This window comes from Streptomyces avermitilis MA-4680 = NBRC 14893 (assembly GCF_000009765.2).
In the GTDB taxonomy this organism is placed as follows: Bacteria; Actinomycetota; Actinomycetes; order Streptomycetales; family Streptomycetaceae; genus Streptomyces; species Streptomyces avermitilis.
On sequence record NC_003155.5, the window covers coordinates 229586 to 243568 of the forward strand.

6 protein-coding genes and 2 pseudogenes are annotated in these 13983 nt (G+C 66.2%); 2 read left to right on the top strand and 6 right to left on the bottom strand.

All coding sequences use genetic code 11. From position 1 onward, the window contains the following. Nucleotides 1-239 precede the first annotated feature (239 nt). Nucleotides 240-7352 (bottom strand): RHS repeat-associated core domain-containing protein, encoded by a 7113-nt coding sequence (locus SAVERM_RS01435; RefSeq protein WP_010981636.1) that lies wholly within the window; start codon nt 7350-7352, stop codon nt 240-242. A gap of 499 nt (nt 7353-7851) precedes the next feature. Here SAVERM_RS01435 and SAVERM_RS01440 point away from each other — a divergent pair, with 499 nt between their 5' ends. After that, the gene (locus SAVERM_RS01440) at nt 7852-8097 is read left to right on the top strand and encodes a DUF6207 family protein (RefSeq protein ID WP_010981637.1); all 246 of its coding nucleotides are present in this window, start codon (nt 7852-7854) and stop codon (nt 8095-8097) included. A gap of 157 nt (nt 8098-8254) precedes the next feature. Here the strand turns inward: SAVERM_RS01440 and SAVERM_RS01445 are convergent, their stop codons facing one another. From SAVERM_RS01445 to SAVERM_RS01455, 3 genes are all read right to left on the bottom strand, one after another. Further along, nucleotides 8255-9016 carry a hypothetical protein gene (locus SAVERM_RS01445; protein ID WP_010981638.1) on the bottom strand — a complete coding sequence of 254 codons (762 nt, stop codon included), beginning with the start codon at nt 9014-9016 and terminating at the stop codon, nt 8255-8257. Nucleotides 9017-9451: 435 nt separating this feature from the next. Further along, nucleotides 9452-9877, bottom strand: coding sequence for a DUF4267 domain-containing protein (locus tag SAVERM_RS01450; RefSeq protein WP_010981639.1), 426 nt, complete (start codon nt 9875-9877; stop codon nt 9452-9454). Nucleotides 9878-10202: 325 nt separating this feature from the next. After that, on the bottom strand, nt 10203-10649 hold the full coding sequence (locus tag SAVERM_RS01455) for an anthrone oxygenase family protein (RefSeq protein ID WP_010981640.1): 447 nt from the start codon (nt 10647-10649) through the stop codon (nt 10203-10205). Between the two features lie 90 nt (nt 10650-10739). Between SAVERM_RS01455 and SAVERM_RS01460 the strand changes: the two genes are divergently transcribed. Continuing rightward, a complete protein-coding gene (locus SAVERM_RS01460) occupies nt 10740-11318 on the top strand; it encodes a TetR/AcrR family transcriptional regulator (RefSeq protein ID WP_010981641.1) in 579 nt (192 codons plus the stop codon). 196 nt (nt 11319-11514) lie between these two features. Here SAVERM_RS01460 and SAVERM_RS01465 read toward each other — a convergent pair. Next, nucleotides 11515-12685: pseudogene (locus SAVERM_RS01465) on the bottom strand (transposase); the annotation flags it as partial. A 637-nt stretch (nt 12686-13322) separates the two neighbouring features. Next, nucleotides 13323-13979, bottom strand: a pseudogene (istB, locus tag SAVERM_RS01475) (IS21-like element helper ATPase IstB); the annotation flags it as partial. Nucleotides 13980-13983: the final 4 nt, after the last annotated feature.

A 13983-nucleotide genomic window follows, 5' to 3' on the forward strand; every position in this document is an offset into this window, starting at 1 on the left:
TGGCCCTCGCCAGCTGCACGTCGACCTCCCAGTCATCAGGGCGAGCAGATGGATTCACCCATTGGAATCCAGACTTCTCCCATTTACCCCTAGCTCGAATTACTCCCGTGGGGGTTGAGTCTTCGTACCCAAACTCAACCCCGCAACAGTCGCAAATCTCGTAGCTGGGCGCCTTCCCGTCTTCCCCCCAAGGGGGGTCGCCCTGCAGAAGGCCACAGACTCGGCAGTGCATGTAGGTGTCACTGGGCATTGAAGTAGTCCAGATTCGTCGGGTACCCGTGAGATGCAGGGTCTGGCTTGAAGTACGTGCGCGGCACCCCTGATGGATCCATGACGCCGAACTCATCCGTGGCTGGATTGAAGCGAATCACATCCCCGTTCGCTCGCGTTCGCGTCAGTACGCTTGGATCGGTGCTGCGCAGGAAATCGGTACCCGCCTCCACGTATTCTTTCGCGTTATTGAGGTTCGGGAATTCTGACTTGTGCTTCTTCCAGTGCCCGAAGGCGTTCTTGACGGACGTCTTCCTGTTGGTGGAGCTCCAACAGCTGCCGTTGTGAACGAGGACCGGAGTCTCGCCCGCCAGCACATAGTACGTGTGAAGGCCTTCGACGGTGAGGTCGTACATGTCTGCTGCACCGCGCTGAGCAAGCACAGAGGTGATTGTGGCGTGCTGGTTGCCTGAAGTGTTGACCTTGTGGCCCGTGATCAGCCGCCCGGCTTGCTCCCAAACCTGCGCCGTGTCGTCCCAGATCCGGTGGCGCGCAGTGGTGTGCAGGGTTTGGATTCGTCCGTCAAGGCCTCGGATGCTCAGATCAACAAGGTCGTCGTCGTGGTTGAGGTGAACCGCGGTGACTTCCCTGACTTCTCTATGGTGTCCGGATGTTGGGTCTGCGGCCTCGACTAGGTCCCCAGGCTTAATTTTGCCAAGGGGTTTGGTCTTCCCGTCCTTCATCAACACGCGGGTGGTCGGTTTGAAGCTGCATCCGCGGGCCTTGAGGACCTTGCTGAATGCGGCACCCATTTCGCCAGCGAGCAAAATGGGTACTGCTTCGGATGCTTCCTTCATGGAGTCATAGGCGCCGTTGTCGGCACCGCAGCGCTTTGGGTTCTCTACGCAGAAGGTGGCTGCGACTCTCTTCGCTTTTGCGAAGTCGTGGGTCTCCTTCCAGACGCGGAAGGCCTCGGAGCAGGCGGTGCGGCCGAAACACGCCATGCCGGTCCGGTCTCCGTCGCCGACCGGGGCATCCCAGTAGCCGCCGCCCTGTGTCGTTTGGCCGTAGTGCACCCATACCTGGGCCAAGCGGTCTGCGTCCCAGCCGTTTTCTTCTCGCGGAAGCAGATCGACAAGCTGGTCTTGGACCGTGGGAGCGGGTGTGGGGGTGTCCCCACCGCCTCCGACAGTGCCTGGTCCGCACTTCTGCCATCCGTCGCTGCATTGCGTGCCGTCCGAATTCAGCTTGATCAGCCCGGACGGGTCGGAGTAATTGATGGGATCGTTGCCGCTGTAGCTGTAGGCAGAGAGGTTCTGCGGGTCGTAGGGCGTGCTGAGGGGGTCGGGGCTGAGGAAGCGTCCGAGGCTGGGGTCGTAGGCGCGAGCGCCGAGGAGGGACAGGCCGGTGTTGGTGTCCTCTGTTTTGCCGAGGAAGCCGTGGTTGGTGCCGGTCGGCAGGCTGCCACTGCGTTCGTCACCGAAGGGGGTGTACCTGCGGCGGGTTGCGGTGCCCGTGGCGGCGTCGACGGCGATCTGGGTGGAGGCTTGCGTGTCTCCCATCAGGTAGGTGATCTTGCCGTTGACGGTGTTGTTGCCGTCGGTGGTGCGCATGGCGACGGTTGTTGCGCCGAAGCTGTAGTAGCGCGTCGCGGTGGCGCTGATGCCGTCGGTGGTGCGCAGTTCTGTGCCGCCGATGGAGGCGACGGTTTCCTGCGGGGTGGTGCGGACGAGGAGGTTGCCGCTGGCGTCGTAGGTGTAGCGGGTGAGGTCGCTGCCGCTGGTCTTGGTGGTTTTGACCGTGGCGAGTCGGCCGAGCCGGCTCCAGGTGTAGTCAGTTGTCGTACTGCCTTCGACGCGCTGCTTCATCGCCCCGTCGGCGTAATACGTGTATGTACCCGCTGCCGTGGTGGTACCTGCGCTGACTTTGTTGATTTTGCGGACACCGTGGGGCTGGTCGGCGTTGGCAGTGGTCCAAGTACCGGCGTCGTCGTATCCGGGGTAGAGGTAGTCGCGGGTGGTCGCCGCACCGGCCGAGTTGGTGTCGGTGACCGACTGGAGATTGCCGAGGCGGTCGTAGGTGTAGCCGGTCTGGTAGGGGGAGGTGCCCTTGAAGTCAGAGGTGGTCTTTGTGGTGTCGGCGCAGTTGCCGGCAGTGGTGTGGGTGTAGGCGAGGGTGAGGCGGGACTGGTCGTCGTAACGGAGGCACTGTGACTGGGCAGTCTGTCCGCTGGCCTGTTCGCGCAGTTCGGTGAGCTTGCCGGTGTTGTCGTAGAGGTAGGTGTCCTTCTGTGCCTCGCTGACCAGGTCGTTGATCGTGGTGGTTGTGGCGATGGACCTCAGCCAGCGGGTGCCGTTGCTGTCGTCGTAGCCGTACTGCCGCTGGGCCTGGATGCCGTTGCCGCCGAACTCGGCCCCGTAGTCACGTTCTACCAGTCGGCCATAGGCGTCGTAGGTCGTGTTGTCGATGTAGGCCGTGCCGCCCAGGCTGCTGGTAAGACGGGTGGGCTGCCCGTAGTCGTCGTAAGTGGTGGTCACCTTCTCCGCGGCGAGCTTGCCGGCCGCGGGGTAGGAAACCGAGGTGATGTGGTCGGCTGCGTCGTAGGTGACCGATGTGGTGTAGTCGCCTGCGAGGCCGTTGACAGTGGTCGGCAGCGTGACCGTGGTGTTCAGTGGTCGGCCGCGCTCGTCGAACTTGCCGGTCTTGGTGGTGTAGGTGTTGCCGCTCGCATCGCGGCTGACCGCGGAGGTGATCTGTCCCTTGCCGCCGGTGGCTGCGGGGTCGTCCCAGACCCAGGCGGCCAGTTCGTCGGCGCCGCTCCTGACAGATGTCGCGCGGCTCAGGTTGTCGTAGCCGTAGGTGAGGACGGTCTGGACGTCGTTGGTGGTGGCGGTGGTCTGGCTGACTTGGCCGTTCTCGTTGTACTCGCTGCTGGAGAGGCCGGCGTCCGGGTCGTCGGTGGTCTTGCGCTGTGCGGCCCAGTCGTAGGTGTACAGGGTGTTGTTGCCGCGGGGATCGGTGATCTGAGCGAGTTCGCCCTTGGCGGTGTAGCCGTACGCGGTGGTGTAAGCCGAGCTCGCGGTGTGCTCGACGACTTTGGACACCTGTCCGTACACGTCGGTGTAGGTGTCGGTCGCTGTGCTGTCGACCGGTGTCACGCTGGTGTAGTCGCCCAGGTAGGAGGTGTCGACCCGCCCTGCCTTTTGGGGTGTGCCCTTGACCTGGATCTGCGAGGACACGGTGCGGCCGGCCCAGTCCAGGACCAGGTCGCTGTAGGAGGGCAGGTCGGAGGGCTGCGGGCTTGAGGGGCCGCCGGAGCCAGCCGTTCCCTGGTTACGGAAGACCGCGGAGGCGCCGGTGACTTGTCCGGCCGAGTCGTAGCGGGTGACGGCGACCTGTCGGAACGGCACGATCTGTTTGGTCGCAGGGTCCACGTCGGATGGCAGAGGCGTCTGCGTTTCCCGGGCCCGGCCCAGACCGTCGGTGTAGGCATGGGAGACCAGATAGGTACTTCCGGACTGCAGGGTGTGTGAGGCTACGTGGGGGTAGCCGTCGGCCGAGTCCGGGACTCCGGCGCTGTTGGTGGAGGTGGGGATGGTGTAGCTGAACTTCATCGACGGTGAGCTGCCGGTCTCCGTCGGCTTCCACACCTCTACGGGGCGTCCGGCTGCGTCGAGTGTGACTTTGGTGATGTTGCCGTTGGCGTCTTTGCTGGTGGTCGGCGTGGCCCAGAACCGGGACGTCCACTCGGTGAAGGTGAGGGGGCCGCGGGCCGTCGCGGTGCCATCCGGGTCCGGGCTGGTGGAGGTGATGCCATTCATCGGCCATGTGTTGGCTGGGCTGTAGGTGATGGTGCTGCGGTTGTGTTTGCCGTCCTCGCTCCAGACGATGCGGCCCGCCTTGTCGTAGCCGGTCCAGCTGGAGCGGTATCTGCCCGCCTTCGTGTACGTGCGGACCTCGGTCGCGTTGCCGTCGACCGGCTTGTTGGCGTCGATGCTGGTGGCGTTGTCGTAGAGGGTGGAGGTGTAGCCGTCCTGGTTGCTGTCGGCGATGCTGGAGCAGCCCACGGAGTAGTGCTTGACCTGGTCTTGCACTACGGTCCAGCGCTGGGCGCCGGTGGAGTCGTAATTGTCAGTGTTGTAGGCACGCCCGTAGGTGGTGCAACGGTTGTCGGAGACATTGCTCTGGCCCCAGTCGTCGGTGCGCATGGGCAGGCCGAACGTGGTGGAAGCTGCCTCGCTGTCGTCGTACTCGTTCTCTACGACGTGCTCGCGCCAGCCGCCGCTGATCTTGGTGTTGGTGGTGGACTTGGATTCGCGCACGAAGTGGGCGTCGGGCAGGCCGTCGTACTGGGCGGTGTTGTGGCTCCAGTACGTGTGGTAGGTGCGCTCGTGCGAGATGTCAGTGTCATCGCGCAGCGATGTCGAGAGGGTGTGGCCGGCCAGCCAGGCGTGGTCGGCGTAGTTGTTTCCGTCACCATCATTGACCGTGACTGTCTTCGTCGCCGACGTGTCCGTCTTGGAGGTACGGTCTCCGTCCAGGCCTCGGTAGAGCCAGTACTTCTTGGTCTTCTGCCCAGTGTCCGCGCCGGTGGTGACCTGCGTCTCCTGGTAGCCGCGCCAGTCGGACCAGGACTCGTCCTCGTCCTTGACCAGCGGATCACCGGTGAAGCGCCAGCCTGCCCCGCCCTCGTAGGTGTACGAGGTGGTCATCACTGGCGCGCCGTCCTGGTTGGTCGTGACGGTCGGGTCGACTTCGACCTTGGTCACCAGGAATTTCTTGAACCAGCCGGTTTTCGACTCCGTCTCCCCTTCCGGGGTCCACTTCTGCCAGTAGCAGTCCTGTGTGTTGGAGGCCTGGGTCGGCAGGTGGTCGATGTCGCAGGCGTTGGCGAAGCCGTAGGAGACCTTAGTGGTGGCGCCGAGGTCGCCGTGGATCTCCTGGATGCGGGGGAAGTTCAGTTCTGCGGAGCCGACCTTGTTGTCGAGGTCGGTCCGGTTGAAGTTGATGACCGGCAAGACGATGTCGTCGCCGTCGCCGTAGGTCTTGCGCTGGATGTAGTCGAGCCAGAGGGTCTTGCCGATCGTGCCGTCGGGGTTGGGCATGCCGTATTTGTTCTGGTACTGCTCGACCAGGTCCCAGCCCGTGCCGTCCTGGTCGCTGACGTACGTCTTGACGTCCCACAGCATGTCCGTGGAGAAGAACGTCGGGTAGTACGTCTTGCCCGCGCAGTTGTAGTCGGCCGATGTGCCGTCACACATCAGGTCGACCGGCACGTCCGGATACGAGGTCGGTTTGTCGTCGAAGGTGGGGCAGGTGGCGGGTTCGTCGCGGAGGGGATCATTTTCCTGTACGCGCTCGATGCACCGGTTGACGTGGCTGAGTTCGACCTTCGCCGGCAGCTTGCCGTCGGGGATCTGCGAGGACCAGCCGTACTGGATCTCCTTCACATAGCCACTGGAGACGTACTCGCGGGCCTTGTCGGAGTTGGCGACGGAACGGTAGTGGTTGTACTCCTTGTCATAGAAGTACATGGTCTCGACCTCGTTGGCATCCACCGCCCTATCCAGGCTCCAGCGCCAGGCCTGAGTGCACGGCTCCGGGAACTGGTCATGGCACGGTTCGCCCGTGTCATTGCCGACCACCGGCTCAGTGAAGACCGAGGCGGTAGCGGTACCGGTGCGCTCAGAGCGGCCCCAGCCGAAGTAGTAGCGCTGCCCGTCCTGGGTGGAGATCACCCAGTACTCGCCGTCCCGGCCCGCGCCATACCCATCGAACAGGCGCTGCACGCGCCAGCCCGGATCATTCTTGAGGTGGTAGGCGCCGCTACCGGTGTTGTCCTGGATCAGCTCCGAGGTGACACCGTTGAGGTTGATGACGTAGACCGCGCCGGACGGTTCCTTGGCCGAGTTCGGAGAGTCCCAGCACATGTCGCCGATGGTCGGCAGGCCGTCCTCGGAGCAGTTGCGGTAGCGGCGCTCGATGTAGCCAACGTTGAGGTCCCAGCCCATGCCCGCCCAGGATGCCTGGTTGTTCGAGGCGGAGGTACGGCCGTCGACCGACTGCGAGTTGTACGACAGTGACAGCGACGGCGCTGAGCCCATCGGCGGCTTCGGCAGCTGGATGGGCACGTTGTAGGTGAACGCACCTGAACCAGTGGACACCTCCCACGAACCGGTCGGCGACAGCGTCGACGCCCGGTAGTCACCGGCATCCGACGATGACCCCGACGCTAGCGTGTACACACTCGCGCCGCTCGCACTGGCCTCGCGCATCAGCTGGGTTGAGGCACCCGAGACTTCCGTGTCCGCGGCCGCGGTGACCGTGGCAGTCAGGGTCCCTGTCGCGGTGTCGTTATCCACCGGCACGAACTCGCGATCGGTGCAGCCCTCCGCCTCCGGGGTCTGCAACGCACACGCGGGCAGTTTCACCAGTCGAAGACGCGAGGCGAAGTCGGCACCGTAGGCGTACTGGAAACCCGAGTAGTCGACATCGACTTGCACCTGCCCCGGGGCATTCACCCCGTCGGTCCGGTTCACCTGCAACCCAAGACCGATCCCGCCCGCCGGCTCTACGGTCTGATGGTCCAGTACTCGCACCTGGACCTGATCCGGCGACACCGGGTCCTGGTCGGGCTCGGACGTGACAGAATCCGGGGGCTGTGGTGAGGAACTAGTGCTGGCCTCGGGGCTTGGCGAGGTGCTTGCGTCAGTGCTACTGGAGGCGCTAGGGCTCGGTGAGACGTCGCCGTCCGCACGCCGTTGCGCCGACAGCTGCGTGGTGGCGCCCACAGGATCCGGAGCCGGAGCAACGTCCACGACGTCACCGACCTGAGTGCTGTTCTCGCTGCCCGTGGTAGTCGGCGACGGGGTCACCGTGCCGGGATCCCCGGGCGCTGCCTGCGACAGATCCACCGTCGCCTCGGCAGCGTTGGGCCACTTCGGGTCAGGGAGCGCCTTACCCACTTCTTCCGCCTGCTGCGCGGGAACGGACCCCAGCGACTGCGACGGCACGACCGGCGTCGGATCATCCGCCGTCGCAAACGCCTGCTGCGGTGCAACCACCGACATCGTCGACAGCAGACCCGCCAGCACTGCACCTGCAACACCAGCCGAAAGAAAACGCGTACGCCGAGCAGCCACTCGAACTCCCACCCCAGTGGCCCGCATCCCACACGGGTCACAGCCCAACAGATAAACCGTCAGCTTCCAGGCAGGCCACAGCCGCGCTCCCCAGCACGGTGACGCGCGATCCCACCCGCAAGTTGATCAGTGAACCGAGACAGTAACCGCTGTGAACGTCTTGTGAACAGGGCAATCGAAGAAAGGTTCCATCCCGCCTACGTGTTCTCGATCATGGTCAATCCATGTTTCAAAGGCAGCTGAAATGCCTCGGGGTCCACTGCCGGTCACAGCGGCGACGAAGGCCGTTGGCGATCGAAGCAGTCGCCGACCGCGCCCGCTACAAGCACAACGTGCTCTACCCAGCGCCCTCGCGATGCGTCCCCTTCTTCCGGAGCCTGCTCGCCGGAACGCTTCGGCAGGACACCGCCTCCGTGACAGGTCTCCCGCCGCCCTGTCTGCCGAGGGTCCGTGAGACGAACTCGGTCGGGTGAATCAGGCGCCTGCAGAGAACCCCGCCGTGCACGAGCGCGTACTGACAGACGTGGACCCGATCCAAGAAACGCATCTGTCCGAACCCGGCCTGCTCGTGATCGACGTAGCGGGCATGGACGACGAAACCGTGCTCGCCTTCCAGAACGCGATCGCCCAAACGTGGGCGACCTCGACTGCCGACCGCACCACCCAGGATCCGGGCCAGCCCGGCGTGCGGCTGCGTCTGTACGCCGATCTGCGGCAGGTCCTTGCCCCAACCTCCCCGCCGTAGCGGGCGCTGGCACCAGCACGCAATGAGGCCTGGTCCGCCACCACGGGGGGAGTGACGGACCAGGCCTGAAGTCCACGGTGCCACACCCGTCCCCGAACGTGCGCGGTCTGCGGGTGAAGTCGCCGCAGGATGGCGCGTCTTCGTCCGAGCGGTCGAGTTACGCGCGGGCCCGCAGCAGGGCGAGCACGGCGGCCGCGTACGCGCGGGATCGGTCCCAGACGGCGAAGTAGTCGGTGTGCATCTGACCGGCCTCCTCCATCCGGGAGGGCTGGATGCGTATGCCATTACCGCGGCCGAGTGCGAGGTTGGCGCGGCGGCTCGTCTCCTGGCTCAGGCCGCGGATCGGCGCTACCGGCTCGCCGCCCTCGCGCGTGCCGTCGGGGTGGAAAGCCTCGTACAGGTCGTCGCGCCCTCGGTATCCCACGTGGCTGGCCTGCAGCAGACGTGCCTGCTTGGCGACCTCCTGCACCAGCGGGTCATTCGTGCTGCCGAGCCGGAGCTCCGGTCCGGGGGACGGGATCGCCCGCCAGATGCCCGCGTACGTGGAGTCGATGCTGCTGATCCACCACTGAGACGCATAACCGCCGGGCAGTACAAGCGGCCGCGGCAACCGCCGGGGTGGGCGCTTTCCGTTGGCGCGCCGGGCAAGCAGTGTGTGTGCCGAACGCAGCAGGGCAGCGTCGTGCGCCTTCATCAGAGCCACGGCGACCCTGATGGCGTGGCCCGCCGCCTTGTGCTCGGGGGTCTGTACATACGCGCGCAGCCGGCGCTGGTACTCGGCGCGTTCAAGGCCGGTGCTGCTCGGGCTCTGGCGAGCCGCGGTCGCCTTCGCCTCTTTCACACGCCGGCCGGCCGCCTGGGCTTCGCCGAGTTGCTGCGCAAGCCGTTCGACGACTCCCCGCCACTGGCCCCCCACCATGCTCACGATCTCCCTCCCCGCTGACGCCCGGCCGCTCCTCACCTCAGGCTATCGGCCCGTCGTCCCGCACCCGGCGTCACCGCGGGCGGGACGCTCAGGTCGATGACCTCTTGGAGCGGGAACTCCAGCAGCTCTCACTCCTCGCCTTCGCGATGCTCAACCGGCGGCGCCAATGGGCGTCCACGGCTGAGCTCGAAGAGGATCTGGCCGCGCTGCTCGGACGGCACGCGCACCGGCCGTCAAACTTCCGGGAACCTCTGGGGCAGGCCGAAATCGCCCTCGGGCGCTTCTTCGGCACTCCCCCTGTCCCTAAGTCTGGGCCGGGCGCCGGGGGGCCAGCTTCTCCGTGTGCCAGGCGTCGACGTCGGCCTGCTGGCAGTGTTCGATGGTGCGGCCTCGGTCGGCGAGCCAGGAGAGGAAGGCGCCAAGGTGGCGTTAGGCGGGCTGAGGGGCGGGCGTCGCCGGAGCGGCCGCGACCTTGCGGGTCTCACGCATTATCAGCAGGCCGTTGACCACCATCAGTGTCGCGGTCAGGCAGTGGACGCCGAGCGCGGTGGCCACGGAGCCGTGGTGGGCCAGCACGGCGGTCATGTCGCCGTACGCGGCGAGGGCCTCCACCAGCAGCGCCCAGCCCAGCGCCCGGCGGTGGCCCGTCACCAGCAGGATGCCCAGGACCAGGGCCAAGACGACGTCGCGGATTCCCTTGATGATCAGGAAGCCGTCGCCGTCGCCGGACGGCCAGCTCGGCAGGCCGAAGCCCGGTGCCGTCGTCTCCGGGCTCAGGATGAACTCCGCCCCGAACCAGAGGATGAAGAGGATGAAGGCGGCGGCCAGGACGGTGTTGATCTTCTTCAGCGACATTGTTCTTCTCCTTGCGAGTCTTCGTCAGCTTGGTGAGCTTCATGAAGCTTGCTGAGTCGTGTGGAGCCTGATCAGGCCGCGCGAACGCGGCTGATCGAGGGGCGTAGTTTGTCGGGATCGCCGCTGTGGGATCTGAGCGGCAGCTGCATTCCCGGATGTCGGGATTTCGGTGGCCAGCTGCCGCCTGGGGAGTGGGGATTGTGCGCCACCGGCGCGGCGTCGGCCCGCGGGGTCAGGAATCCGAAGCCCTGCCGCCCTCACCCCGACGGGGCGAAAGCCGTCGATATAACGGGGCGAATCAGCGCAGGTCGGGGCGGCTTTGGTATCAGGTGAGGGCGGCGACCAGCAGGGCGAAGGCGGCGATGATGACGGCGACGCGGACGTAGTGGAAGCGTTCCCAGCGGTTCATCTGCTGCTTCCAGTCGGCGGGCCGGTTGTCAGGGGTCCACGTCTTGTTCCGGTTGTTGATCGGGACGAGCAGCAGAATCGACATGATCACGCTGAGCATCAGCAGCGCGCCGGCGGTGACGACGAGGCCGGTGCCGTGGTGGCGCCATCCCGCGATGGCCCAGACCGCGACGAGGACGAGCGAGCCGATGTACCAGACCGGCATCACGGCGCCGAGCATCCGGCCCCCGTGGGCATGGCCGAGTTGGCCACTGTCCTCGGGGAGTGCGTTGAGGATCGGGTTCATGACGAAGGCGACGGAGAACTCCACCCCCACCATCACGCCGATGATCACGGTGGTGACGACCTCGAGTGCGTTGAACATGATTACCCCCCTGGCATCTAGTGTTGCTAGCTGATGAGGCAACGCTAGTACTGCTGCCGCTTGATTGTCTAGCAGTGCTAGGATCGAATCATGTCGGTACAGGAACGCAAGCAGCGCGAACGGGCGGAGCGCGAGCGCCTCATCGTGGCGACGGCCCGCGAACTCGCCGAGCAGCAGGGCTGGGACGCGGTCACCACCCGCCGGCTCGCCGAGCGCATCGAGTACAGCCAGCCCGTCCTCTACAGCCACTTCCGCGGCAAGCGCGAGATCATCGGCGCCGTCGCCCTGGAGGGCGCTGCCGAGATGGCCGTGGCGGTGCGGGCCGCGGCCTCCAGCGCGGACGGCCCGCGCGAGCGGGTCGCCGCCCTCGCCCGTGCCTACCTCGACTTCGCCGCACGCAACCCGGCGGTCTACGACGCCTTGTTCCAGCTCGACGGCGGCCTGGCGTACGCGCAGGAGGACACCCCGGAACCTCTCAAGGACGCCTTCGCCGCGCTGCTGGAGAGCCTCGGCGAGGTCGCCGGGAACGGCGTCCACCCGGGGCTGTTCACCGAGACGTTCTGGGCGGCCCTGCACGGCCTGGCGACCCTGACCCGGGCGGGACGGCTGCCGCCGGAGGACACCGAGCCGAGGGTGGAGCTGCTGGTGGACCGGCTCGCCATGCTCTGACACACCATCCCGGCGGGCACGCAGCCGGGGCCCTCGGCCTCCGCCACTGCCTGCCTGCCTGCCTGCGGCAACGCTTCCGGTCACCCGCGTCCACACGGCGCAGCGCAGATCGCCGGGCCCCGTACCCCAGACGGGCACCCGCCCCGGAAGCTGCGATGCTCCTTGATCACGACCCGATACTCGCCCTAACGCCGCGTCATTCGCCGGTGCCCTCATCGTCCTCGTCGAGGTGGACGGTCGCCGGGTCACGCAGTGGGCGCAGGCCCTCGAGTGGCGGGCGGGCGGCGAGCTGTAGCGGCCCAGGCAGTTGAGGTTGGCGTGCTTCAGCGGGGAGACCCGGGCCACGTCCTCGTTCAGGACGTCATGCTCCCGCTCCTCGGGCGGCAGGGCCCGCAGGTGGTCGACGGCGGCGTCGAGGTAGCGCGTTGTCCAGAGCACGGCGGCATTGAGGACCACCAGGCCGAGCGCGCCGAGTTGGTCCTCCTGCCCCGTCCTGTATGCCTGCATGATCTGTCCGCGCTTGCCGTGGCAGATGTCGCGGGCGAGCTTGTGCCGTGACTCCTGGACGGTGAGCTGCCGGTTCATCTGGCGCCGGTAGGTGTCGTCGACCGGGTCGACGACCCGGAGCAGGTGCAGGGTCTTGGCGATGCGCCCGTACTCGGCGAACGCCTGGCCCAGCGAGGTCGGCCGCCCCTCGCGGCCGAACATCCGCAGCAGGTCGTACGCGCGGACCTGCCCGGTCACCAGTGAGCCGGTGACCCGCAGCATCTCCGGGCAGTGTGTGGTGACCTTGGTCAGGTTGACCTTGTTGCGGGCCAGGTCCTCCAGCGGCCGGTAGTCACCGGTCTCCGCACCGGGCATCTCCGCCCGCCAGAAACCGCTGGTCGCCCAGGTCCTTGAAGCGCGGCGAGAAGTTGAAGCCCAGCATCGTGAACAGGCCGAACACCATGTCGGAGTACGAGGCGTTGTCGGTGGCGGCCATCTCCGGCTTCACCCCGGCATCCAGGTTCAGCAGCGCGTCCAGGATGTGCAGGGAGTCGCGCGGCGTGCCCGGCACGGCCATCTGCCCAATACCCGCGACCTGGTCATTTACTGCGTTCAGTCAGGTGATGCCGCGCTTGAAGTGTGAAGTGGTAGTACTTCGGCGACGGCCCGGCGTGGATGGTCCGCTTCGGGACGACGAACCGCAGCCCGTCGACTGAGGCCAGCAGGCCCTCACCCCAGAACTTCACGATCGGCACCTTCGCCTGCGCCTCGATCAGCTTCGCGTTCGCCGCGGCGATGGTGTCCACCCGCAGGTAGTACTGATCGACGTGGACCAGCCGGGCCCGCGTGAGCGCCTCGTCCTCGGCGTCGATGACCGGCGTGGCTGCGTAGGTCTTGAGCGAGAGCACATGTTGGTGAGTTCCGGAATCACTCGTCGTCCAGAGAGTGCAGGGATATCGGTGAGAAGTAAGAGCACTCGAAGCGGAGCGGGCTCGCAGTGATCGCATGCGCGGGTAGTACGGACCGTGGCAAGATGACGGCATGTTGACCCGAAAGGCCGATGCCGCGTAGGCGTCCGAGGGGGCTGCGCGCTGAGCGTTGGCGGCCCATAAGAGGTGTCCCCGTTCGCCGGATCCGCGGTGTGTCCGCGGCAACTCGCGTAGCGATCCGGAAGTTGGAAGAGGAGCGTCTGTGGCCGGGGGCTGTGGCCGCTGCCCTGGCGGAGTGCCGGTGGTATCTGGGGCAACCAGGGCGCGTGCTGCCAGATCCGGTGATGGGCTGCGGCTGCTGTGATCCTCTGGTAGCCCGCGACCGTCTGGAGGACGTGCTGCTGTGGCTTCCCCGTGGTGCTCGGACTGACCTCGGCAGGCTCGTTGCCAGGTTGGACGCCGAGTTCGACCGCAGGGCCGTCTCCCTCAGCTCTCACCTCATGCTGGCAACTCCGTTCAGTGCTTGCGGGTATTGGCGCCAGCGATTCATGGAGAACTGAGGGTCGGGTGGTTCCTCGCCGCTCAGCGCTCAGACGACGGCCTGCTGCTCGGCGCGGGCGCGGGTGGTGGCGAGGCGATAGGAGTCCGTGCCGGTCTCGATGATGTTGCCGCCGAAGGTGAGACGGTCGACGATGGCCGCGCAGAGGCGGGGGTCGGTGAAGGTCTTGGTCCAGCCAGAGAACGACTCGTTCGAGGCGATGGCCACGCTGTTCTTCTCCTCCCGCTCCGTCAGAACCTGGAAGAGGAGCTCGGCGCCCCGCCGGTCGAGCTCCATGTAGCCGAGCTCGTCGATGCACAAAAGATCAACGCGGCCGTAGCGGGCGATGGTCTTGGTCAGCTGCTTCTCGTCGGCGGCCTCGACGAGCTCGTTGACGAGCTTGGTCGCGAGAACGTACTTGACCCGGTAGCCGGCCATCGCGGCTTCGGTGCCGAGTGCGATCAGCAGGTGGGACTTGCCGGTGCCGGAGTCACCGATGAGGCAGAGCGGCAGGCTCTTCTTGATCCATTCGCACTTGGCGAGGGTGTGGATCAAGGCAGCGTCGATGTTCGGGTTCGCGTCGAAGTCGAACTTGCGGAGCGACTTGTCGCGGGGAAACCCGGCGGCCTTGATCCGCCGCTCGGAGCGGCGTCGGGCCCGGTCGTCGCACTCGGCCAGGAGGAGTTCGGAGAGGAAGCCGAGGTAGGACTTC